The organism is Streptococcus parasanguinis (genome assembly GCF_901875555.1).
Lineage (GTDB): Bacteria > Bacillota > Bacilli > Lactobacillales > Streptococcaceae > Streptococcus > Streptococcus parasanguinis_H.
This window is the reverse complement of sequence record NZ_CABFMD010000037.1, coordinates 63723-87766: the sequence shown is the minus strand read 5'-3', so window position 1 is coordinate 87766 and position 24044 is coordinate 63723. Positions and strand designations below refer to the sequence as shown.

Here is a 24044-nt window from a genome sequence, read left to right as displayed (position 1 = left end):
AATAAAATCTAATCAATTCTTTAAAAATTATACTCGTTATAGTTATTCAATCATATTCTGAAACTTTCCGCCGTGAGAAAAGTGCCTGAAACGAATCAGTTTCAGGCACTCGGAATGATTGAGACCACAGGCTCAATCATTAGTCTTGGAACTTCGTAGAAGTTCGCAGACGTCCGTACTCACCTAAGGAAAGTTTTTTAAGAAGTCTTTGTCTACAATTTGAACAATCCCTCGAGCAGGGATTTTTTTATGATGCAAAGAAGAGAGACTATTTGACAGCATCCCATAATTGGCGAATGGGCTTTCTTTGAACAGGGTCCACAAAATGAGGAGCAATTTCATTTAAAGATTCTAATACAAAGGCGCGCTCTGCCACATAAGGATGTGGCAAGATCAAGCTAGGGCTGTAACAAATCGTATCCTCCATATAGAGCAGATCTAGATCAATCACACGCGGCCCCCACTTGACCTCACGAACACGTCCCATTTCCTGCTCGATGGCAAGTAAGGTCTCTAGTAAATCCTCTGGGGTCATCCAGGTTTCAACCTCTGCCACCTGATTCAAAAAGGCGTCTTGCTCCACTCCTCCCCAAGGTTCCGTTTCAATCCTTGTGGACATTTGAAGAAGGTGAATGCCTCGATCCTTGATTTTTTCTAGCGCCGTCTCTAGCTGCAGTTGTTTATCTCCCATATTGGTACCAAGGCCAATAAAGGCTCGTTTTTTCTCTCGTTCGATTGTCACCGAACAAGTCTCGAGTGGCAAGGGAACAGGAGCCCAAGGTTTTTTCAACTCCAGACGAACTTTTTCTACAAATGCATAGCTTTCGAAAATTTTTTGCACCAATTGAAAGGCAACCGTTTCAATCAAATCAATCTTTTCAGCCTGTATCCACTCGGTCAACTGTTCCGCTAAGATTCCATAATGGATCGAAGCTTCCAAATCACCTGTACGAGCAGCTCGGGTCATTTCATAATCCACCCAAACATCCAAGACAAAGCGTTGTCCCAATTCTTTTTCTGCCGGAAAAACACCATGATAGGCGTATACCTCTAAGTCCTTGATCCGTAATTGATCCACTCTCTTCACCTCTTATAGTCAGCCATTAGTGGCCCATGAGTTTATAGGCTTCATTTTTCAAGTCTTTATCTGTCGCAAGCAATCCACGCGCAGCCGTTGTCACTGTAGCAGTCCCAGGTTTACGGACACCACGCATGTTCATACACATATGCTCTGCTTCTACCCAGACCAGTGCTCCCTGTGCTCCCAGATAATCCATCAAGGCGTCAGCGATCTCGACCGTCAATCGTTCCTGAATCTGTGGTTTTTTAGCATAAACTTCGACCGTCCGAGCCAGTTTTGAAAGCCCAGCAACACGGCCATTTGGAATGTAGGCAATATGTACCTTGCCATAAAACGGCAAGAAGTGATGCTCACACATGGAATGGAAGAAAATATCCTTCTCAACCACCATATTGTTATCAATGATTTCAAATGATTTTGACAAATGCTCTTCTGCTGTTTGTCCCAAACCTGAAAAGATCTCTTGGTACATCTTTGCGATGCGGGTCGGAGTTTCCAGGAGTCCCTCACGGTTCTCATCTTCACCGACTGCTTCGATGATCATTTTCACTGCTTCTTCAATTTTCTTTGTATCCATATCATCTCCTAGTTGGATTTTTCTGTTTTTAATAAATAAGGTCGTACTTGGCTGAGAAAGTAGAGCGATCCCGTTACAACGAGGAGCTCATCATCTCCAGCCTGCCAGTTTTGTAGAAACTCTCGCCAGTCCACTTCCTCAAGCTGGTGGTTTTTTGCAGCAGCTGTCATCTCTTCTTGAGAATAGGCTCTTGGATCTTCAAAGGTCGTGAGGATCAAGCGACTATTTTCTAGTTCCTGCCACTGAATGAGCATCTCTTCTAAGGCTTTGGTCCGGATGCAGGTAAAAAGAATGGTCTTTTTTTGACCTGGGAAAAGTTCCCGAAGACTTGCGATCAAAGGCGCAACGGCATGGGGATTATGAGCCCCATCCAGCAAGATCATGGGATTTTGCGAGACTACTTCCATCCGGCCAGGCCAGACGACTTGATGCAAGGCCTCATCCACTAACTCTCTTGACAAGAGTTCACGCCCTTCTCTTTCAAAAAGTACATCACAGATACTGATCGCAAGAGCTGCATTTCTAGCCTGGTGATGACCTAAGAGCGCTACTTGATAAGAGGCTGTTTCTCTTTTGGAACTGTGATAAGAAAAGGATTGACCAGATAAACAAGAGGCCTCTAGCTCAACTTGGTAATCTCTGTCATAGGCTGTTATCGGTGCCTGCTTCTGAATCGCAATGCCTTCAATGACTTGGCTAGCTTCTGCTTCTAATTTCCCTAGGACCAGAGGAATTCCTGGCTTAATGATGCCAGCCTTCTCACGGGCGATGGAAGCCAGATCAGGCCCAAGAAGGGCAACATGATCCAAGCCAATCGAAGTGATCGCGGTCAGAACAGGCTGACAGACATTGGTACTGTCTAGTCGTCCCCCCATACCGACTTCCATGATCACGTAATCCAGCTCCTCGTGAGCAAAATAATCATAGGCGATGGCCGTCATCACTTCAAATTCAGTCAAACCTTGAAAGATGGCCCTTGATTGTTCAGCTTGCAGGAGCTGCTGGTAGCTATCCAGGTAGATTTGCAGGTCTCGATCGGAGATGGCTTCGCCATTAATGGTGATCTGGTCATTGTAATGGATCAGATAAGGAGAGGTAAAGACTCCAACGCGTAAACCTGCCTGTCTCAAAAGTTGGGATAAGGTAGCAATGGTAGATCCTTTGCCATTGGTCCCCGCAACATGAATAACCCGACAGTCTAGGTGAGGATGTCCTCTCAAAGCCAAGAGAGCTTCCATGCGCTCCAAGCCAAAATGTGGATCCTGAGAACGATAGGCTTCTAGCCAACGAAGATCCAACTGATGTTCTTTTGTCTTCATTTACTTGTATTGTTTTAAATTGGTATCTGCTGCCTCTTGGGCTTGGAAAATGGCTTGTCCTAAGCTGGCCGCCATCTTGTGAAGGGGAATGTCATGCACCCGCACCACTTCGACTCCTTGACTGGCTGCAATACTCGTCAAATGGCTCGAAGCCAGGTCCCGATTCCAAAAACCAGTCTCCGTTGCAGGATCTGTCTCAAATCCAGCTTCTTCAATAATATTAACCACAAAGCGTTTGCGGGAGACCCCTAGAAAGATCGGATAACCTTTTTGGTGGATGGTTTCAAGCTCTTGCAACAAGAGCAAGTTCTCACGTTTGGTCAAACCAAATCCAATCCCAGGATCCAGCATGATCCGGTCCATCTGGACACCGGCTTCTTTTGCTAGCGCAAGCGAGCGGTCAAAGAAGGTCCACATCACGTCTTGAATCGGTTCTTGCGCCATTGTTTGAAGCTCTGCTTCTGTAAAAGCTGGTTCAAAACCAAAAGTTGGAAAAATTGTGGAACTTGGATGATCTGGCCTTGCCATCACTGGATTAAACATGAGAACCGCACTAGCTTCATGCTCTGCCACAACAGTGGCCATCTTTGGATCTCCAAGAAAACCAGTGATATCATTGACAATATCAGCTCCAGCTTCCAGCGCTGCAACTGCCACCTGGGACTTCCAGGTATCCACCGAGATCAAGACATCACTTTCTTTCCGAATGGCTTCAATCACCGGAACCACGCGGTCAATCTCTTCTTGGATCTCCACATAATGACTGCCTGGTCTCGGTCTCGTCGATTCTCCTCCGATATCTAGGATCTGCGCTCCTTCTTGGACCAGTTTTCTCGCCTGCTGCAAGGCTGCATCCACACTCGTATACTTACCGCCATCAGAAAATGAATCCGGAGTGACATTTAAGATCCCACAAAGAAGGGTCCCTTGGCCACTCAGCCATTTATTATCAATCATTTTCGTTCTCCTTCAATTCCCTTCCTACAGCATGATTGCGAACAAAAGAGCCTAGAACAAATGTTCTAAACCTCTGAGTTCATTCTCCATACGGATTGCTTATTTTTTCTGACCTTCTGTACGAAGGTTCCGCATCAAAACTCATTGGTACCTACCATTTTATCATAATTTATCATGGAAGAAAACTCTCGATACTGGTAATAAACAAAGGAGGAATACAGTCGGATAATAATAAGCTAGCGCATTCAAGGTCATATGGAGACAGATACTATACTCGACCCGCTGGTAGCGATAAGCCACCCAAGTTAGGATCAAGGACATGCCTCCGTAGGCTACCCATTCCCCTAGGGTACTCGGTCCATGCAAGTAAGTAAAAAAGAGAGCACCGGCTAGGTAACCGATCGGTTCTGCCCCTCGAAAGATCAAACGAGGGATGATAGCCCGACAGAGCAGCTCTTCTAAAATCGGAGCGGCAAGGATCACGACCATTCCCATGGCAAGAAAAGGAGCATGAGATTGTAGTTCATTCAGAGCCGCTTGATTTGCCGTCGTACCACCTGCCTCTTGTTTCAAAAAGGGATAGGCGAGTAGGTTATTAGCCATCAATAAGAGAAGAAAGAGAAAATTTCTCCCCAAAGTCGGCCAGGTAATAACCCGAGCATCTAAGCTCTCAAGAGGGCTCTTTTTGATGACTATATAAAAAATAAAGAGCACCACCACTGTAGCTAAGGCTGTAAGAACAGTAACCCACTCCGCATCCATTCTGTCTTGAAGGGAATAAACCATGGTGATGAGGGGGAATTGGGAGAGAAAGAATAAGGGCACAAAAAGCAGGAGCCAGAGAGCATTCTTACATAATGGGTGCTCTCGAACAAAAGACTGTATTTTTTTCAATGAACAACCTCTTTCTTGCATAAAATAAGAAGGCTGGGGCTTTCGCCTTCAGCCTTCTCATTTTATTTCAGTTTACTGATTTTTGAAACGTTCAACGTCACGCGCAATCACCAACTCTTCATCAGTTGGAATAACCAATACCTTCACACGGGAATCGGCTGTGGAAATATCTCCGACAACTCCAAAGACGTTCTTTTCAGGGTCGACCTTGCAGCCAAACCAGCTGATCCCATTGATAATAGAAGAACGAACGTTTACTGCGTTTTCACCGATCCCTGCTGTAAAAATGATGGCATCTGCACCATTCAAGACAGCTAAGTATTGACCAATGTATTTTTGCAAACGATCGACAAAGATATCGTAAGCCAATTTGGCTTTTTCGTCTCCATTGTGCATCGCCGTATGAATATCCCGCATGTCGCTAGAAGATTCAGAAACACCCAGAAGACCTGATTCACGATTGAAGATGCGGCTGATGTCTTCAGGTGTATTGAAATCCTCTGTATGTTCCATCAAGTAAGGAATAATCGCTGGATCGAGATCCCCTGTCCGCGTTCCCATCATGACGCCACCTAGAGGCGTGAAGCCCATCGATGTGTCGACAGAAATTCCCTTGTCAACCGCTGTAACAGATACCCCATTTCCGACATGGCAAGTGATCAATTTCAATTCTTCCAATGGTTTCCCAAGGAGTTTTGCCGCTTCCCCAGCTACATACTGGTGGCTGGTCCCGTGGGCACCGTATTTGCGAACCTTGTTTTCTGTGTAGTATTTCGTTGGAAGAGGATAGCGATAAGCCTTCTCTGGCATCGTCGTATGGAAGGACGTATCAAATACTACGACACTGGTAATATTTGGACAGATCTCTCTAAAGGCACGAATGCCGGCAGCATTGGCAGGATTATGAAGTGGTGCTAACAAAGACAATTCTTCCACTTTTCGAAGAACTTCGTCATCTACCAAAGCAGAATCTTTGAAATACTCTCCACCTGCAACGACACGGTGACCAACCCCTGTAATCTCATCGTATGACTTGATAATATCAAAGCGAATCAAATCATCCAACAAGATTTTTACAGCTTGTGTATGGTCATGAATATCCAATACTTGTTTTTCAGAACGATCATCAAATTTAACAGTTGAAATAGAATCTTTCAAACCAATTCGTTCAATCAATCCCTTTGCAAGAACGGTTTCCTCTGGCATTTGGTACAATTGCCATTTTAAACTGGAGCTCCCTGCATTAATTGAAATTGTTTTCGACATATTTTCACCTCATCAAGCGTTTTCACATTCTCTATTATAACAGATCTTTGCTCAAATTTCACTATCCTGTAACCAGTTTTGGAAACTTTCCATAAAGCGAACAATCTCATCTTGATCTTGTAAATTTGTAAATGGATAGGCAAATGGTTGCATCTGTCCTTCTTCTTGCTTTTTAAAGACAAAAATAGTCTTAGCATAAGCTGGGTTTGAAAAGAGGGATTCGGGCAAAGTCATCATGGCTAGTAGTTGGGCATGTTCTTTCAACCAGGCCTTCAAGAGATCGCTCTGAGGGCTCGTCAAAAGATTATTGGGCGCTAAAAAGATCGCCACTCCTTGAGGCTTCAAATACTTCAAGGCCTGTTCCATCATCAGGTGATGGGCATAGGTATGCCCTTCTGAGCTTGCTACTTGGTAACGCTGTGCAATTGCATCATCAGGGTAGTAGCCGATGGGAAGATCACTCACAATCAAATCGCTTTCTTTCAAGACTTGAGGGCGTACCGCATCTCCTTGGACAAATGCCACACTCGACGCCATAACATCTGCAATACTAGCAGACAAATCGATCAAGAGATCATCCACTTCCAATCCCAAATAACTCATTTCCAGGCGACTATTGTTGACAATGGTCTCAGCGAGATTGCCTGTACCACTCCCTACTTCCAAAACATCAACTTGGTCACTTTTGGCCAATTGATCAATCAAAAACGTTAGGATAAAGCCAATTGCATCCGGTGTGAACTGATGGTTAGCTTGCAAGGGCTCGGTCTGTGCGGCCTTCATAAAGAGAAACTGATAAGCCCTGCGCCATTCTTCCTTACTTAAACCTAGTTCTTTTAATTTTTTGCTATTGTTTTTAACAATGTCTAGATCTGTCTTGCCATCCAAATACATGGCATTTTGTTCAATCAAGGCATCATAAAAGTTGGTCGACAATTCATTTTGAATACTTTGAGTGTTTTCTAATAGATAGGTATAGGCTTGTTCAATTTTTTCGAAATTCATGATTTCCTCCGCACCCTATCATACCAAAAATTAGTCTTTTTCGCTATTTTCTGATGGTTCCTTGCTCTCTTTTGGCGTCTCGTCAGAAGGCTTTTCGCTCCCCGCCTTCTCCTTATCTTTCTGTGTCTTCTTCTTTTCTTTTGGACTCTTCTTGCTTTCTTTTTCTTCCCTTACAGGAAGAACAAACTCATAGCTTTCTCCATCCATCTTAGTCTGGGCATGAAGAAAACCAGGGTCCTGCTGTAGCTGAACGACTCCAGACTTTAAGTGAATCTCTGATGCCTTCTCATCACCCTTTCTTTTTTCAAGAGCCAATTGTACCAAAGCATAGGCCCGAAGTCGATCTTGACTCGTCTTTAAGATCCGTTTTTCCGCGACCTGACGGTGAAGATAAAACTGAAGTAAGAGACTGAAAATCGCTGCCATCAAGAGGGCGTAGAGCAAGACACCAGCCTTAACTTTTTTCATTTTGCATCGCTGGTACCACATGGTAAACATACTCCCTTTCTAGACCTTCTTCAAAATTCAAACGCAGATGAATCAACTCTCCCTCCTGCCAAATCCGACTAGAGTGAACACCTGAAATCATAGGCTGATAGCCCCTGCCCTTAGCATCTGTTTTTCGGATATCATCTCCTTTAGATTGGCCAATGGAAATTGGTTTTTGATCCTGAACCAAGTAGATATGGTTGTTCTCCACTTTTTCAACATGACTTCGGTCCAATTCCACCTGCAATTGTTGCTGAAATAAGATCCATTCTTCCTGCTTTTGATGCGCTTGGTAGTCCAATTCAGCATGCAGGAGTTTGGTCAAGCCTTGAAAGACTAACACACCTCCACTTAGCACTAAGAGAGCGACCAAGGCTTCGAGCAAGGTAAAGGCTTTTATCCTCCTTTTATTCCACATGCAGCACCACCTTTCCTTGATGATAGACCGTGAGTTGATCGGCATCTTTGTCAACATGAACCTGAATGCCATTAGCCTCCAGATGATTTTGCCCTGTCTGAAGCGCCATTTGGGCGACCGACAAGACTTCTACTTCCTTGAAATCCGCTAGCCGCTCCTTGCGCGAACGCCGTATCTCCCCTAACAATAAGGTCGTAATCATGGCAAATAAACCCAAAGCTACTAGGGATTCTATGAGAATACTAGCGGGAACGGATACTTTTTTTAATTTTCCCATTTCCAAGCGACAGTTGATAGGTCACCACTCCTCTCTGTGTCTGAAAGTGAACATTGGCCAGGGATGAATTGCCACCTGCACGGTCTAAACGAATAGTTTTAGGATCTTGCAAAATAACAGAATCAGGAATCTCCACCGTCTGATAGGGCGTTTGAATCTTCCTCGCAGTCACTTCAACATCCAATTCCGTCTGCCTTGCTAGTGCTATCTTCTGGCTTTCTTGATAGAGGTGTTCAAACTCTGCAAAAAATACTTTTTCTTCCACCTGCTGAAAGCTCGTCTTGATCGATCCCGATAAGCCAAGATAGATAAAACTGACGATCATCAAGGTCAAGAGTGTCTCCACCAAGGTGAAGGCCTTAATCTGCAACCGCACGTGTTTCTCCACTATTTTTCGCATAATAGGCACGGTAGGATTCTGCTTGTTTGTTGGTAATATTTCCATCAGCAATCAGCTTGGCTAGAGTGGCTTGGTCATTGGTATGATTGAGCTCATACAATTCAGCCTGGCTTTCGACCACCTTGACAACCGCTGCATTTCCTGTCTCTTTCACGGAGTCTTTTTGCTTGGTCAAATTCGGCACAAAGAGCAATAAGAGCACACTAATGATCAATAAGACCACCAACATTTCAATAAGCGTAAAAGCTTTTACCTTATAGGTTTTTAATTTTTTCATAAATGAACCTCCATATTTTGATAAATCGGCAGCAACATGGCTGCGTAAAGTAAGACAATCACAAGAGCCACAAAGACAAAGACCAAGGGTTGTATCACATTCATGGCCTTGTGAACCCGACGAAAGAAATCCTCCCATGTTTTTTCAGCGTAGATCTCTAGCTCACTTCCAAGCTTTGATTTGACCTCACCATATTCAATCATAAGCGGCAATTCTTTTTTGAAAAAAGAATACCCCCCTACCGTCTCTGAAAAGGATTGACCGCGGTCTAAAGAAAGAGCTAAGTCCCTTCCAATCTCTTGGAAAAGCTGGGATTTTTGCTCCTGCATCATGGTAAAAATCTGAGACAGCTCCAATCCTTGCCCAATCAGATTGCCCCATTCTCTAGCATAATAGGCTGTCAAATAAGCTTGAATCATGCCTTTCCCGAAAGGCAGATGAGACAAGGCTCTAAAAACGTTGATCTTGTCTGACTTTCGATAATAGAGAAATCCGAGTAAGAAAAAGGTCACCAGTCCCGCTCCTAAGGACAAAAAGAGTTGGGGGAAGGAACTGATCAATTGCGTTCCTATATTTTGGCTATCCATCTGAGGAAGCAAGTAATTACGCAGGCCTAGCATAATCAAAACTAAAAAACCAAGTAAGATAAGAGGATAAGTGCTAACTTCGATCAGCTTTTTCTTGACCTTGCGCATGTTTTCTAGGTAAGCACTGATTTTCTCCAAGCTCAATATAAGATTTCCATGGAGCTCAGCGAGAGACAGCTGTGTCGTCACCGCATCTGAAAAACCGATCCCCGCCATCATCTCTGAAAAACTCCGACCCCGAGAGAGATCTGCTCGCATCTGGGAGACCAAATGACTCTCCACTAGGTAGGAACGATCTAAAAAATCAACAATCTCAGCCAGATGAAAACCACTCGAATAAAGATTCAAAAACAATTCAATGATTTGCTTTTGTTTAGTTGTAGATAATTTTTTCGGCTTGTGCCCGAGCCAGCTGGATATATCCCGATTGAGCCAAGAGATCCATTTGTTGGTTCCAGCGGCTGGCTGAGTGCTCTTGGTAGTTTTCCGTCGCAAAATCGACCACACCTCCTCCTGCAATTAATCGTTGGTAGCAAATACCTTGTAAAACAATCTTGAGCTCTTCCTCACTCACTCCAAGCTCTAAAAGCCTCTCATAAACACCTCGAACGCTTTTCGCATGAATCGTAGAGAAGACGGTGACCCCTGTCAAACTAGCTCGTACGACCGCACGAGCTGTTTCCTTATCTCGGATCTCTCCAATAATGAGAAGGTCCGGCCGATGGCGTAAGGAGAGTTTAATCAGGTTGTCATAGGTCATGCCGATCTGGTCATTCAGCTGAAGCTGTAACATATTATCCTGCTTGATCTCGACAGGATCTTCAATGGACATGACTTGCTGGTCCGCAAAGCGCTCTTGTGCCAAAGCATGCATGAGAGTGGTCTTTCCCGAACCCACAGGCCCCGCAAAAAGATAAAGCCCACGACCAGCTAATTTCTTCTTCAACTCAGGTAGTTGATCAAACCAAAAACGCAATTCGCGTTCCTCATCATGCAAAAGCCGAATCACCAAGCTTTCGTAGCCACGATAATCCCCCACCGTCGACAAGCGAATCGATACCAGCCCATCCTCCAGAGGGTAATCACACGAGCCTAGCTGGCTCCGCCTTTTTTCTCCCACATTCATGCCTGCTACGAACTTAAAGTGGCTGATCATAGCCGTCATCTCCTCAAAAGGGAAGGATTGTACAAAGCGCCTCTCATCTCCCACTCTCATAAAAACTTGGTACTCCTCCTTCCGAGGGATGAAGTAGAGATCCTGGGCTTCTTCCTTCTTTCCCATGCGAATCAATTTTTTTGCAATTTCTTGAACCATAGTTCCTCCTCTCACTTATACTATTCGAAAAAGAAGACAAAAAAAGAAGACTTTCTAGATCGCTCTAAAAAATCTTCCGAATTTCTCTTATGACAGGGTCGTCCCCTTTTTTGAATCGAGTGTATATTGACAAGAACGGTGTTTGCGACTGCCTCTTTCCTTTTCGTAACCTGGACGGAGCTTGCTTTTAGGGATCTTGTGCTCGTCTTCTAAGAGGACAATCGAATGGAAAAACTGCACATCTTCACTGCAGTCCTCACACCACTCTTGCTCTTTGGTATCCCAAAAGATCGTCATGAGGTCACTCCGACTCTTATAACTTGGAAAGTGCTCATTTAACTCCAACCACTTCTGCTTGTAGTATTTCAAAGCCTGGTAATAGTCTTCAAACTTCCGACTACTGACGATATCTTTTTCCCAGCCTTCTAAAAACCACCAGGGTTCACAGTCCCCGTACATTTCAATCACTCGATACATAAACTCTTCCATCCTTTGTATCCTCTATTATATAGAAAATCCTTTGAGAATAAAAGTTTTCTGCTCAGAGCATGATTTTTCAGGTAGTTTTCAGATGATTTTCACCATTTTTTTTAAAAATAGACTGCCTAATTGCTATTGGGTCCTTTTTTCGAGAATCAAAAAAAGAGAGTCCCAACAAACTGACGAGCCATCTTGGAAACTCTCTCTTCTCAAGTATTTAGAACAATTCAAGTGCAATCATTGTTGTCATGGTTGCATCATAATAGTTGTTCAGAGGTAGATCTTGTGTAAAGATATACTTGTTCTGTTGCACCAACTTCAAATAGCCTTTTTCATGTTCAGAGGCATAGACAATCGGTGCCAAAAAACTTGCTGCTTGATGATTGTTCAAGGCCTTTCCTTTCAAGTCATAACCCGCATACAGGTTTCTTTGACTCTTGAAAAAGTTAAGCATCTTTTTCACCAATTTTTGACTGGCCGCGTCCTTACTTTGAACAAGGTTGTATGGAAGGCGACAAGCGTTATACGAGTAGGCACCATCATACTTGGATTCAATCGTCTTTGGATCTGCTACGCGCGTCCCTTGCTCATCTACCCAGATGAAATCAGGTAGTAAACCTGTTTTTGTTTGGGAGCTGATCGTTTGGAGTTGTTGCAACATCTTTTCTTTGATGTCCAACCACTTTGAATCTTTTGTCACTTCATAAAAGATCTGGAATTGCGCTGGCAGTGTATCAGATGTTCGCATCAAATGATAGAATCCCGAATCCTGATTAGCCCAATTCCCCACCGTTAACACACCAGTTTCTTCATTGTAGTTGTGTGCGAGAATATCTTCTAAAATCGCTTTGGCTTGAGCCTGGTAGTCTTTGGCTTGCTTTGGCCATTGCTGAGCGGCTTTTAGAAGAGCATAGGCGATGTAGAGATCTCCATCTGTGGCGTTATGATCCTCATCCTTTGCTTGTCCATTGCTGATGGTTTGTTTCCAAGACATCAATTGGGTACCTTCCAAGCGATGATTTAGATAATATTGATAGAGTCGATCAAAATCTGCTTGCTGGGCTTGTCCTTTTTCGGCGGCTGCAACAGTAATGAGCATTCCATAACTTTGCGCTTCGGATAACACTACTGTTTGATTGCTATCATTGGTGGTTCGAACATAGGATTCTTTCCCTTTTGAAACAACAAAATGCTCATTCCACTGACGATAGATCCGATTTCGCATGTCCACCTTACTTCTCGTTCTCGCCAAAAACAAGGTCAAACAGAAAATACAAAGGATAACTAGAAACCACACATATCTCATTTTTTTCGTTTTCATAAGTTCTCCTAACCTGCAAATCGTTTTGTTTTAACCCATTTGGTTTCTTTCCGGTGCAATAGTTTATCCATCACAATCGAAGAAATGGCATCAATGGACACAATGATGAAGAGTTGGGAATAGGTGAAATAGGCAGCTAAAGCTAACCAAATTTGCTTGGTAGTAGCTTGACCAAATTGTGAAGCAAGAGCCACATTAATCTGAAGCAAATAAAGCCCGATCATCAAGATCCAATTGAAGAGCATCAATTGCGCAATGTAGATATTTTCAGAATCAAAGGCAAATGGAATTTGCACGCTTGGAACCACTGTATGGATACACATGGCCAGAATATTGGCAAAAAAGATCAAGTCAGACAATACGATGGCCGCATTGAACCAGAAGAAGATACAGGAATAGTTGGTCACTTCTAACTTCACGCGCCAATTTCCCTTACCAAATAAATGCTTGAAGTTGGAAAGAACCACTTCATAATTCCCTTTGGCCCAACGTTTCCGTTGCATATAGTAACTCTTCAGAGTCTCTGGCTCCTGTTGGAAGGCTTCTGAATTATAAGCTAGCGCAATCAACTTTCCACTTTGCATAATCTTAAAGGAAATATCCGTATCCTCAGTCAAGGCACCGTTTTTCCATCCTCCAATACTCTTGACAAATTCGGTTTGAATAATGAAGTTGGTTCCTGGAATCCGTCCAATCTTAAAGAGATGCCACATGCCCACATGGTGAACCCGTTGGGTGACCACAATCTCTTGGTTGATACAGCGGGTCAAGAAGTTTTGACCGGCATTCCGCGTTTTATTGCGGCCGAAAGAAGCCACATGACGCTCTGGATCTTTGAGCACTTCTTTCACAAGGAAATAAAGAGCATTCTTTTCAGGCATGGCATCTGCATCATAGACACAGATATAGTCTCCAGTCGCCATGGCCAAAGCATCATTTAGCACACCGGCTTTCCCACCTGTCCCACTGCGATTGATAATGGTTACATCACGTCCTGCGTACTCTGGCAATGCTTTAACCGCCAAACACTCTTCATAGGTGCGATCGGAACAATTATCCGCAAAGAGGAATAATTCCACACGATCATGGGGGTAGTTGAGGTCGAGAATGGCCTTAGCTGTTTGGGCAATGACCACATCTTCATTATGGGCGGGTACGACGATCGTCACTTTTGGATAATAAGGTAGTGGATCTGTATTGACACGAAAATCACTGTGTTTGAACCAAAAATGAACGGCTGAAAAGAGAATGACCAAGCCCCAAGCTAAGGATAACCAAATCGAAATCAATGCAATAATCATCACAATTTGACTAATCATGGTCCACCGCCTTAAAGTTTTTATTGACACGATGATAGATCACCGTATAAGCTACAAATAATACAATAAAGCACAAGGCAAAAAATACACTAATGCCTACAGCTATATTAAAAAATATATTTGTAAGAGACATGTTTTCCTCCTAATATTCCACAATAATATCTGTTTCAAGTTGACGTTTTAAGTAACGAATCATTTCTTTATAACGATGGTATTTGGTTCGATTGGATTGATCCACTACAAGAAATCCTGACTGACATTGAATGGCCTGAACCCCGTCTTCTCCTTTGAAAACCAGTCCTTCCAACTGTGGTTTTAAGACCGTCATATAATCGCTCTTCAGATCCCGCTCGCTATCAGAAGATAAAATCAAGAAATTACCGTCTGATACGTAATACAAGCTTTCATTTGGCTTCAGATGATGCGTTACCAAATAGTTGATTTGGTTCAAGGTCAGATTGTACTCTCTCGGTTGCAATTGGAAGAACAATTCCTCGTGCGACCAGTGAATGAGTAAGGCTTGAATCGTATCATTGGTTTGCCCACCATAAGAAGCGATGCGGTCGCGATAATCTGCGTAAGCTTCTGACTCTTGATCTTTCACTTTTGCAATCTCTTTAAAGAGGTGATAGCGAATTTGGGTCAAAATTCCAAGCAAAATTGGAAAACTAAAGAGCAGAAGCAAGGCTTGATGAAGGGGGATATAGACAACACCCGCCACCAAAAAGACAATCCCTAGGGCAAATGACAACAGGATGGTCCATGTCAACAATAAATCCGATAAAACAATAGCAGAAAATAATCCTAAAACAAAGAACAATCCTTCTTCAATCAGAATCTCTCTTGCAAAAAACAAGGAGTAAAGTAAAAGAAGTACTTCGAAAACAATCAAAATCAGCAACCATCTACTTAATTTTTCCGTTTTTTTCATTTATTCTTTCTCTCCCTCATGAAATTCTTCGGTAGCCTCTCCCTGGCCAAAGTAATGTTTAATAGCTTGCACGATTCGCTCAGAAGCTCTTCCATCCCCATAAGGATTTCTGGCATTTGCCATTTGGAGATACAGGCTTTCGTTGGTTAAGAGCTCCGTCATCGTGGATTTGACAACGGCAGGATCCGTACCAACTAATTTCAAGGTCCCTGCTTTGACTCCTTCTGGGCGTTCCGTTGTATCGCGTAATACCAATACCGGTTTTCCTAATGATGGCGCCTCCTCCTGCACCCCACCTGAATCCGACATGATAAAGTAACTTCTCGAAGCCAAGTTGTGGAAGTCCAGCACATCTAATGGTGCGATAAGGTGGATCCGATCATGATCTCCTAATAGATCGTTTGCCGCCTCTTGGACCGCTGGGCTAAGATGTACCGGGTAAACCACTTCAATGTCCGGTTCTTGATCAACTATTTCCCTCAGAGCTCCAAAGACCGCTCTCATGGGTTGGCCTTGATTTTCTCTTCGATGCATGGTTACAAGAATCAATTTTTTCTTTGGATCCAATTGATCTAACACTTCGTGATGATAGTCCTCTTGAACCGTGAGTTTCAGCGCATCAATGGCAGTATTTCCTGTCACCACAATAGAGGATTCCGGATGATTTTCTTTTAAGAGATTGGCCTTACTTTCGCCAGTCGGCGCAAAATACAGATCCGCTAAATCATCCGTCATTTGACGGTTCATCTCTTCTGGATATGGCGAATATTTATCAAAGGTTCTCAAACCAGCTTCGACGTGACCAATGCGGACTTGATTGTAAAAGGTAACCAGACTCGCCGCAAAGGTAGTGGTCGTATCACCATGGACGAGTACCATATCCGGCTTTTCTTTTTTGATAACTGGATCTAATTGATTCAGAATTTTAGAGGTAATGTCTAATAAGGTCTGACTTTTCCCCATAATATCCAAATCATAATCAGGTACGATGTTAAAGGTTTCTAAAACCTGATCCAACATTTGACGGTGCTGAGCAGTGACCACTGTGATGGTCTCAATAACCTCCTTTTGTTTTTGTAATTCCAGCACCAAAGGGGCCATCTTGATGGCCTCCGGTCGCGTTCCAAACACAACCATAATTTTCAATTTTCCCATAAACTTCTCCCGTCGACATGCATGTAATTCGACATTTTTTTAATTTCTGTACATCTTTCCTCATTCTACCGCCAAAGACTTTAAATGTCAAACCGAATTTGGGTTTTATAAAGAAATTACTAATAGTTAGTCATTTTATTATTTTGGTGTTTAGAATACATATCCATATAATCACTAATTGTAAGTATTTACGACACGACTTTTAACGGGCTAATATTTTTGGTAAAAAAATAAATCAATAATTATACAATTATTTTTCAAATAATAAATTTTTATAATTTTTTCAAAAAAAAGCCGGAACATGTAGTTCCGACTTTTTTCTTATTCTTCTACGACTTCAGCTGTTTGAACTTCATCGACTGTTCCATCTGTTACTGGCACTTCTTCGATGATTTCAACTTCGTTAATCGCTTGTGGTTCCAAGTTACGGTAACGAGCCATCCCTGTACCTGCAGGAATAATCTTACCAATGATAACATTTTCCTTAAGTCCAAGAAGATGGTCTTTCTTACCACGGATTGCTGCATCTGTAAGGACACGCGTTGTTTCCTGGAAGGAAGCAGCTGACAAGAAGCTATTGGTTTCAAGCGAGGCTTTGGTGATTCCCATAAGAACTGGGCGAGCTGTCGCTGGTACCCCACCTGAGATGAGGACATCCTTATTGGCATCTGTAAAGTCTGTGATATCCATGAGCGTTCCCATGAGAAGGTCGGTATCTCCTGGATCCATGACGCGAACTTTACGGATCATTTGGCGAACCATGACCTCGATGTGTTTGTCGCCAATTTCTACCCCTTGGCTACGGTATACTTTTTGTACTTCCGCTAGGAGGTATGTTTCAACAGACAAGACATCACGTACAGCAAGGAGATGTTTTGGTTGGATAGACCCTTCTGTCAATGCTGCACCACGAGAAACATGATCTCCCACTTCGACTTTCATGCGAGCAGTGTAAGGGACAACGTATTCACCTTCACCAGTTGCACCACTGACAAAGACTTTCTTAGTCCGAGTTGAAGCATCTTCTTCGATCGCTGTAACTTCACCCTTGACTTCTGTGATGACCGCTTCCCCTTTCGGATTACGGGCTTCAAAGATTTCTTGGACACGAGGAAGACCCTGCGTGATATCGGTATTTGAGGCAACCCCACCCGTGTGGAAGGTACGCATGGTCAGCTGTGTACCCGGTTCCCCGATAGATTGAGCAGCGATGGTTCCAACTGCTTCACCCACTTCAACCGCATCACCGGTCGCCAAGTTGATACCATAACAATGACGGCAGACACCGTGGCGAGTGTTACATGTAAAGACAGAGCGGATAGTGACTTCTTCCACACCAGCATTGACAATTTCACGCGCCTTGTCTTCTGTAATTAATTCGTCTGGGCCGATGATGACTTCACCAGTTTCAGGATGGCGAACGGTTTTCTTAGTGTAACGACCGTTCAGACGTTCTTCCAGAGACTCGATCATCTCTTTGCCTTCTGTGATAGAGCGGATCAAGAGACCACGGTCAGTTCCACAATCGTCTTCACGAATGATCACGTCTTGGGCAACGTCTACCAAACGACGAGTCAAGTAACCTGAGTCGGCAGTCTTCAAGGCCGTATCGGTCATCCCTTTACGCGCACCGTGAGTTGAGAAGAACATTTCGAGTACTGACAAACCTTCACGGAAGTTTGAAAGGATTGGCAATTCCATGATCCGACCATTCGGAGCGGCCATCAAACCACGCATACCGGCAAGTTGTGAGAAGTTTGAGATGTTACCACGGGCTCCAGAGTCCATCATCATAACGATTGGGTTCTTCGGATCTTGGTTGTCAATCAGGCGTTTTTCCAATCGTTCACGGGCTGCACGCCATTCAGCAGTAACAGCATTGTAGCGTTCATCATCTGTGATCATACCACGACGGAATTGCTTAGTGATTTGTTCCACACGTTTGTGAGATTCTTCGATGATTTCGGCCTTGTCTTCAACAACTGGAATATCGGCAATCCCCACTGTCAAGCCAGCAAGGGTTGAATGGTTGTAACCAAGGTTTTTCAAACGGTCCAAGAAAGCAGATGTTTCTGTTGTACGGAAGCGTTTGAAGATTTCAGCAATGATGTTCCCAAGATTTTTCTTCTTGAATGGAACATTCAATTCTAATTTTTCAATTGCTGATTTAGCATCTTGACCTGATTCCAAGAAGTACTTAGCTGGAACCCCTTCTGTCAAGTTGGCGTTGTTTGGCTCTTGGAGATATGGAAGTTCTGCAGGCATGATATCGTTGAAGAGAATCTTACCAACAGTTGTCAAGAGAATCTTGTGTTGTTGCGCTTCTGTCCATGGTTTGTTCAAGCTATCGGTCGTAATCCCAACACGTGAGTGTAGGTGCACATAACCATTGCGATACGCCATCACAGCTTCGTCACGGTCCTTAAAGACCATGCCTTCCCCTTCACGACCCGCTTCTTCCATTGTAAGGTAGTAGTTCCCCAAAACCATATCCTGAGAAGGCGTTACGACTGGTTTTCCATCTTTTGGATTCAAGATGTGTTCAGCAGCCAACATCAAGATACGCGCTTCAGCTTGGGCTTCTTCTGAAAGAGGCACGTGGATGGCCATTTGGTCCCCGTCAAAGTCGGCGTTATAAGCTTCACAGGCAAGTGGATGCAAGCGAAGAGCTTTCCCGTCAATCAAGACAGGCTCAAAGGCTTGGATACCCAAACGGTGAAGGGTCGGTGCGCGGTTCAAGAGAACTGGGTGTTCTTTGATGACTTCTTCGAGGATATCCCAGATCCGTTCATCTCCGCGCTCTACCAAGCGTTTTGCAGCTTTAACGTTTTGTACGATATCACGCGCAACGATTTCACGCATGACAAATGGTTTAAAGAGCTCAATGGCCATTTCACGTGGTACACCACATTGGTACATCTTCAGAGTCGGACCAACGGCGATAACGGAACGTCCTGAGAAGTCCACCCGTTTACCGAGCAAGTTTTGACGGAAGCGTCCTTGTTTCCCTTTGAGCATGTGGCTCAATGATTTCAGTGGACGGCTACCTGGTCCTGTGATCGGACGACCACGACGACCGTTGTCAATCAAAGCGTCAACCGCTTCTTGGAGCATCCGTTTTTCGTTTTGCACGATGATACCTGGTGCATTCAATTCCAAGAGACGAGCCAAACGGTTGTTCCGGTTAATTACCCGGCGATAAAGGTCGTTCAAGTCAGAGGCGGCAAACCGGCCACCATCCAATTGGACCATCGGACGAAGATCTGGTGGAATAACGGGAAGGATGTTGAGGACCATCCATTCTGGCTTGTTGCCAGATTTATAGAAGGCATCCAAGACGTCCAAACGACGCACAGCCTTCACACGTTTTTGACCAGTTGCAGTCTTCAATTCTTCTTTCAAGAGAGCAATTTCAGCTTCCAGATCCACTTGTTTCAAGAGGTCTTGGATCGCTTCTGCACCCATCTTAGCTACAAAGGAACCTGGTCCGTATTCACGCAAGCGTTCACGGTATTCACGTTCTGTCATGATGGATTTGTGCTCAAGCGGTGTATCTTTTGGATCGATCACCACGTAAGCAGCGAAGTAGATGACTTCTTCAAGAGCACGAGGGCTCATATCCAAGGTCAATCCCATACGAGAAGGGATTCCTTTGAAATACCAGATGTGTGATACAGGTGCTTTCAACTCAATATGCCCCATACGTTCACGACGAACCTTGGCACGTGTTACTTCCACACCACAGCGGTCACAAACGATTCCTTTATAACGGATCCGTTTGTATTTTCCACACGCACATTCCCAGTCTTTTGTAGGTCCAAAGATGACTTCATCAAAGAGACCTTCACGTTCTGGTTTCAATGTACGGTAGTTGATTGTTTCAGGTTTCTTGACCTCTCCATAAGACCATGAACGGACCTTGCTTGGAGAAGCTAGGGTGATTTGCATACTTTTAAAACGATTTACATCAACCACTATTTCTTACCTTTCCTTGTTTTCATACTTGTTTCATTTAAATACAGTCTTAGGTGGGGAAGAAAGCCAACTTTCTCACCACCTCCTTGTGTCTGTATCTTATTATCGAATCATCCTATCAGAAACATTCGTTTCTCACAAGACAATCATTTTGACTGATTATTTTTCTGCTTCTTCCGCATCAAAGGCTGCTTTAGCTTCCTTGGCTGCTTTTTCACGTGCTTTTTCAAGGTCATCCACGTGAATCACATCATCGTCTTCCCCTTCGTCGAGATCACGAAGTTCCACTTCTTGATCATCTTCGTCAAGGACACGCATGTCAAGACCAAGTGATTGCAATTCCTTGACAAGAACGCGGAAGGATTCTGGCACACCTGGTTTTGGAATTGGTTTTCCTTTGGTGATCGCTTCATAGGCTTTCAAACGTCCATTGACATCGTCTGACTTGTAGGTCAAAATTTCTTGAAGGACATTTGATGCACCATAAGCCTCAAGGGCCCACACTTCCATTTCCCCAAAACGTTGTCCACCAAACTGAGCTTTCCCTCCGAGTGGTTGTTGAGTAACCATTGAGTATGGTCCGACTGAACGGGCATGGAGTTTATCATCAACCATGTGGTGAAGTTTGATCATGTACATGACACCGACAGAAACACGGTTGTCAAACGGCTCACCGGTACGGCCATCATAAAGAACCGTCTTAGCATCGCTATCCATACCAGCTTCTTTGACCGTATCCCAGAGATCCTCTGAACTTGCTCCATCAAAGACAGGTGTTGCGATGTGGATGCCCAAGTTACGAGCCGCCATACCAAGGTGAAGTTCCATAACCTGACCGATATTCATACGAGATGGCACCCCAAGTGGGTTCAACATGATATCGACTGGAGTTCCATCTGGAAGGTAAGGCATGTCTTCTACAGGAACAATACGGGATACAACCCCTTTGTTTCCGTGACGGCCGGCCATCTTATCTCCGACGCGGATCTTCCGTTTTTGTGCGATGTAAACACGAACCAACATGTTGACACCCGATTGCAATTCATCTCCGTTTGCACGCGTAAAGATCTTGACATCGCGAACGACACCATCTCCACCGTGAGGCACACGAAGAGACGTATCCCGCACTTCACGAGATTTATCTCCAAAGATAGCATGAAGGAGACGTTCTTCAGCAGAAAGGTCTTTTTCACCCTTCGGTGTTACTTTACCGACAAGGATATCTCCTTCTTTTACTTCCGCACCAATACGGATAATACCTGTTTCATCCAAGTCACGAAGAGCATCTTCACCGACGTTTGGAATTTCACGGGTAATTTCTTCAGGGCCTAACTTGGTATCACGCGTTTCTGATTCGAATTCTTCCAAGTGAACAGATGTATAGACATCTTCTTTCACCAAGCGTTCACTCATGATAACGGCATCCTCGAAGTTATACCCTTCCCAAGTCATGTAAGCGACGATTGGGTTTTGACCAAGGGCCATTTCCCCTTTTTCCATCGATGGACCGTCAGCGATAAAGTCGCCTTTTTCAACGGTTTCACCAACTTTTACAAGAGTACGTTGGTTGTAGGCTGTACCGGAGTTTGAACGACGGAATTTTTGAACATGGTAGACGTCCAAAGAACCATCTTCCCGACGAACTTCCACCTTATCCGCATCTGCATAGGTAACCTTACCACCATGTTGTGCAATAACTGCAGCTCCTGAGTCATGAGCTGCTTGGTATTCCATACCCGTACCAACAAATGGTGCTTTTGGATCAATCAACGGCACAGCCTGACGTTGCATGTTGGCACCCATAAGGGCACGGTTGGAGTCATCGTTTTCCAAGAAAGGAATACATGCTGTCGCAACGGCAACTACTTGTTTTGGAGACACGTCCATGTAGTCGACTTGATCAGATGGGAACTCTTGGTTATTACCACGATGACGTCCCATGACGATCGGTTCAGCAAAGCCACCTTCTTCATTCAACTTAGAGTTGGCCTGCGCTACGATGTACTCATCTTCTTCATCAGCTGTCAACCAGACGATTTCATTTGTCACAACGCCTGCTTCACGATCTACTTTACGGTATGGCGTTTGGATGAAACCGTACTTGTTCAAGTGTCCGTATGAAGACAAGTTGTTGATCAAACCGATGTTTGGTCCTTCAGGTGTTTCGATTGGACACATCCGACCATAGTGGGTATAGTGCACGTCACGCACTTCATATCCGGCACGGTCACGTGTCAAACCACCAGGTCCTAAAGCAGACAAACGACGTTTGTGAGACAACTCAGAAAGCGGGTTGTGTTGGTCCATGAACTGTGACAACTGTGAAGAACCAAAGAATTCTTTAATTGCCGCAGTTACTGGGCGGATGTTGATGATTTGTTGTGGTGTCAAGACATCGTTATCTTGTACAGACATCCGTTCACGAACGTTTCGTTCCATCCGTGAAAGTCCAAGACGCACTTGGTTGGCAAGCAGTTCACCAACGGCACGAATCCGACGGTTTCCAAGGTGGTCGATGTCATCTACACGCCCAAGACCTTCTGCAAGGTTCAAGAAATAGCTCATCTCTGCCAAGATATCTGCTGGAGTTACGATGCGTACTTTGTCAGATGGATTAGCATTTCCGATGATGGTGACAACACGGTCTGGATCTGTTGGAGCGACAACTTTGAATTTTTGCAATTCAACTGGTTCTGTCAAAACAGCAGCATCATTTGGAATGTAGGTGATTTTGTTCAAACCGTTATCCAATTGTTCTGAGATGCTGTCGATCACATCGCGCGTCAGGACAGTACCAGCTTCTACAAGGATTTCCCCTGTTTCAGCATCTACCAATGGTTCTGCGATGGTTTGGTTCAACAAGCGGTTCTTGATATTAAGTTTCTTGTTGATCTTGTAGCGACCAACTGGTGCCAAATCATAACGACGTGGATCAAAGAAACGGGCTACCAACAAGCTACGTGAGCTTTCCGCTGTTTTTGGTTCACCTGGACGAAGACGCTCGTAGATTTCTTTGAGGGCTTCATCTGTCCGTGAATCCATTGGATTTTTGTGGATATCTTTTTCAATGGTATTGCGAACCAATTCGCTGTCCCCAAAGATATCGATGATTTCATCGTCTCCTGAGAATCCAAGAGCACGCACAAGGGTTGTAAATGGAATTTTACGCGTACGGTCAATGCGTGTGTAAGCAATGTCTTTTGAATCGGTTTCCAGCTCTAACCAAGCCCCACGGTTCGGGATAACCGTTGATCCATAACCGACCTTACCGTTTTTGTCCACTTTGTCGTTAAAGTAAACACCTGGTGAACGCACCAACTGAGATACGATAATCCGTTCTCCACCATTGATGATAAAGGTTCCCATTTCAGTCATGATTGGGAAATCACCAAAGAAAACTTCTTGGGTCTTGATTTCACCTGTTTCTTTGTTGACCAAACGGAAGGTCACAAAGATTGGTGCTGAGTAGCTGGCATCGTGGATGCGCGCTTCTTCAAGTGAATACTTGGGTTCGCGGATTTCATAACCCACAAATTCCAATTCCATTGTATCCGTGAAGTTTGAGATTGGAAGCACATCTTCAAATACTTCCTTCAAGCCATGATCCAAGAAATCTTTGAATGAGTCTGTCTGGATTTCAATCAAGTTTGGTAAATCAAGAACCTCTTTGATTCTTGAAAAACTACGACGGGTCCGATGTTTCCCGTATTGAACGTCATGTCCTGCCAAAGTTTTTAGCTCCTTTTTCCATACTAGGATAGCTTGGTAAAATGACTTTCACCACCTATCCGGTTTTAACTACAATTGTGTGATTTGCATCACGTGAAGAGCTGTCTCTTCACCTCATTCGTCGCTTTTTGTAATTTTTAGAAAAATTAAATTTGTGTAACAAACTAGGTTTTTCCTGAAAAATAGGCACAAAAAGAGCAGCTAAATCGACTTATTCAAGTAAGATTTAACTGCTGTAAGCTCTTATTTGGACAATATTTCAAATAAAGCAC

Annotated in this window: 21 protein-coding genes; all 21 read right to left on the bottom strand. The window is 44.0% G+C overall.

Annotated elements, in window-relative coordinates:
• Positions 1-268: 268 nt before the first annotated feature.
• Complete coding sequence (folK, locus tag JX304_RS10595; RefSeq protein WP_205012496.1) at positions 269-1078, bottom strand: 2-amino-4-hydroxy-6-hydroxymethyldihydropteridine diphosphokinase; 810 nt, start codon at positions 1076-1078, stop codon at positions 269-271.
• 25 nt (positions 1079-1103) lie between these two features.
• Positions 1104-1658, bottom strand: a complete 555-nt coding sequence (folE, locus tag JX304_RS10590) for a GTP cyclohydrolase I FolE (RefSeq protein WP_200772870.1) — start codon at positions 1656-1658, stop codon at positions 1104-1106.
• Positions 1659-1666: 8 nt separating this feature from the next.
• Complete coding sequence (locus JX304_RS10585) at positions 1667-2977, bottom strand: bifunctional folylpolyglutamate synthase/dihydrofolate synthase (RefSeq protein ID WP_205012495.1); 1311 nt, start codon at positions 2975-2977, stop codon at positions 1667-1669.
• The gene (gene folP / locus JX304_RS10580) at positions 2978-3934 is read right to left on the bottom strand and encodes a dihydropteroate synthase (RefSeq protein WP_205012494.1); all 957 of its coding nucleotides are present in this window, start codon (positions 3932-3934) and stop codon (positions 2978-2980) included.
• A 162-nt stretch (positions 3935-4096) separates the two neighbouring features.
• Entirely contained in the window at positions 4097-4828 is a 732-nt protein-coding gene (locus JX304_RS10575; RefSeq protein ID WP_205012493.1) for a CPBP family intramembrane glutamic endopeptidase, read from the bottom strand.
• Positions 4829-4900: 72 nt separating this feature from the next.
• Entirely contained in the window at positions 4901-6094 is a 1194-nt protein-coding gene (locus tag JX304_RS10570) for an acetate kinase (protein WP_205012492.1), read from the bottom strand.
• Between the two features lie 51 nt (positions 6095-6145).
• A complete protein-coding gene (locus JX304_RS10565; RefSeq protein ID WP_205012491.1) occupies positions 6146-7099 on the bottom strand; it encodes a class I SAM-dependent methyltransferase in 954 nt (317 codons plus the stop codon).
• Between the two features lie 30 nt (positions 7100-7129).
• A complete protein-coding gene (comGG, locus tag JX304_RS10560; protein ID WP_239649436.1) occupies positions 7130-7567 on the bottom strand; it encodes a competence type IV pilus minor pilin ComGG in 438 nt (145 codons plus the stop codon).
• Positions 7554-8006, bottom strand: a complete 453-nt coding sequence (gene comGF, locus JX304_RS10555; protein WP_205012489.1) for a competence type IV pilus minor pilin ComGF — start codon at positions 8004-8006, stop codon at positions 7554-7556. Before comGF ends, comGG begins: the two co-directional genes overlap by 14 nt.
• On the bottom strand, positions 7996-8283 hold the full coding sequence (gene comGE, locus JX304_RS10550; protein ID WP_205012488.1) for a competence type IV pilus minor pilin ComGE: 288 nt from the start codon (positions 8281-8283) through the stop codon (positions 7996-7998). The genes comGF and comGE overlap by 11 nt, the downstream gene beginning before the upstream one ends.
• Positions 8249-8653 (bottom strand): competence type IV pilus minor pilin ComGD, encoded by a 405-nt coding sequence (gene comGD, locus JX304_RS10545; protein WP_003004513.1) that lies wholly within the window; start codon positions 8651-8653, stop codon positions 8249-8251. The genes comGE and comGD overlap by 35 nt, the downstream gene beginning before the upstream one ends.
• Complete coding sequence (comGC, locus tag JX304_RS10540) at positions 8643-8960, bottom strand: competence type IV pilus major pilin ComGC (RefSeq protein ID WP_101770912.1); 318 nt, start codon at positions 8958-8960, stop codon at positions 8643-8645. Before comGC ends, comGD begins: the two co-directional genes overlap by 11 nt.
• Positions 8957-9988, bottom strand: a complete 1032-nt coding sequence (gene comGB / locus JX304_RS10535; protein ID WP_239649438.1) for a competence type IV pilus assembly protein ComGB — start codon at positions 9986-9988, stop codon at positions 8957-8959. Before comGB ends, comGC begins: the two co-directional genes overlap by 4 nt.
• A complete protein-coding gene (gene comGA / locus JX304_RS10530) occupies positions 9921-10862 on the bottom strand; it encodes a competence type IV pilus ATPase ComGA (RefSeq protein WP_205012487.1) in 942 nt (313 codons plus the stop codon). Before comGA ends, comGB begins: the two co-directional genes overlap by 68 nt.
• Positions 10863-10949: 87 nt before the next feature.
• The gene (locus JX304_RS10525; protein WP_205012513.1) at positions 10950-11339 is read right to left on the bottom strand and encodes a DUF1033 family protein; all 390 of its coding nucleotides are present in this window, start codon (positions 11337-11339) and stop codon (positions 10950-10952) included.
• Between the two features lie 220 nt (positions 11340-11559).
• Positions 11560-12663 carry a glycosyl hydrolase family 8 gene (locus JX304_RS10520; RefSeq protein ID WP_205012486.1) on the bottom strand — a complete coding sequence of 368 codons (1104 nt, stop codon included), beginning with the start codon at positions 12661-12663 and terminating at the stop codon, positions 11560-11562.
• Between the two features lie 8 nt (positions 12664-12671).
• The gene (locus JX304_RS10515; protein WP_205012485.1) at positions 12672-13982 is read right to left on the bottom strand and encodes a glycosyltransferase family 2 protein; all 1311 of its coding nucleotides are present in this window, start codon (positions 13980-13982) and stop codon (positions 12672-12674) included.
• 142 nt (positions 13983-14124) lie between these two features.
• Positions 14125-14913: a hypothetical protein gene (locus JX304_RS10510; RefSeq protein ID WP_205012484.1), complete on the bottom strand. Its 789-nt coding sequence runs from the start codon at positions 14911-14913 to the stop codon at positions 14125-14127.
• Positions 14914-16068, bottom strand: coding sequence for a non-hydrolyzing UDP-N-acetylglucosamine 2-epimerase (gene wecB / locus JX304_RS10505; protein WP_205012483.1), 1155 nt, complete (start codon positions 16066-16068; stop codon positions 14914-14916).
• Positions 16069-16389: 321 nt separating this feature from the next.
• Complete coding sequence (gene rpoC / locus JX304_RS10500; RefSeq protein WP_205012482.1) at positions 16390-20043, bottom strand: DNA-directed RNA polymerase subunit beta'; 3654 nt, start codon at positions 20041-20043, stop codon at positions 16390-16392.
• Between the two features lie 159 nt (positions 20044-20202).
• Positions 20203-23772 (bottom strand): DNA-directed RNA polymerase subunit beta, encoded by a 3570-nt coding sequence (gene rpoB, locus JX304_RS10495; RefSeq protein ID WP_205012481.1) that lies wholly within the window; start codon positions 23770-23772, stop codon positions 20203-20205.
• Positions 23773-24044 lie beyond the last annotated feature (272 nt).

Coding starts and splice junctions, on each gene's coding strand:
- folE (WP_200772870.1), bottom strand. CDS start 1,658: ATGGATACAAAGAAAATTGAAGAAGCAGTGAAAATGATCATCGAAGCA.
- JX304_RS10585 (WP_205012495.1), bottom strand. CDS start 2,977: ATGAAGACAAAAGAACATCAGTTGGATCTTCGTTGGCTAGAAGCCTAT.
- folP (WP_205012494.1), bottom strand. CDS start 3,934: ATGATTGATAATAAATGGCTGAGTGGCCAAGGGACCCTTCTTTGTGGG.
- JX304_RS10570 (WP_205012492.1), bottom strand. CDS start 6,094: ATGTCGAAAACAATTTCAATTAATGCAGGGAGCTCCAGTTTAAAATGG.
- JX304_RS10565 (WP_205012491.1), bottom strand. CDS start 7,099: ATGAATTTCGAAAAAATTGAACAAGCCTATACCTATCTATTAGAAAAC.
- comGG (WP_239649436.1), bottom strand. CDS start 7,567: ATGAAAAAAGTTAAGGCTGGTGTCTTGCTCTACGCCCTCTTGATGGCA.
- comGF (WP_205012489.1), bottom strand. CDS start 8,006: ATGTGGAATAAAAGGAGGATAAAAGCCTTTACCTTGCTCGAAGCCTTG.
- comGE (WP_205012488.1), bottom strand. CDS start 8,283: ATGGGAAAATTAAAAAAAGTATCCGTTCCCGCTAGTATTCTCATAGAA.
- comGC (WP_101770912.1), bottom strand. CDS start 8,960: ATGAAAAAATTAAAAACCTATAAGGTAAAAGCTTTTACGCTTATTGAA.
- comGA (WP_205012487.1), bottom strand. CDS start 10,862: ATGGTTCAAGAAATTGCAAAAAAATTGATTCGCATGGGAAAGAAGGAA.
- JX304_RS10525 (WP_205012513.1), bottom strand. CDS start 11,339: ATGTATCGAGTGATTGAAATGTACGGGGACTGTGAACCCTGGTGGTTT.
- JX304_RS10520 (WP_205012486.1), bottom strand. CDS start 12,663: ATGAAAACGAAAAAAATGAGATATGTGTGGTTTCTAGTTATCCTTTGT.
- JX304_RS10515 (WP_205012485.1), bottom strand. CDS start 13,982: ATGATTAGTCAAATTGTGATGATTATTGCATTGATTTCGATTTGGTTA.
- JX304_RS10510 (WP_205012484.1), bottom strand. CDS start 14,913: ATGAAAAAAACGGAAAAATTAAGTAGATGGTTGCTGATTTTGATTGTT.
- wecB (WP_205012483.1), bottom strand. CDS start 16,068: ATGGGAAAATTGAAAATTATGGTTGTGTTTGGAACGCGACCGGAGGCC.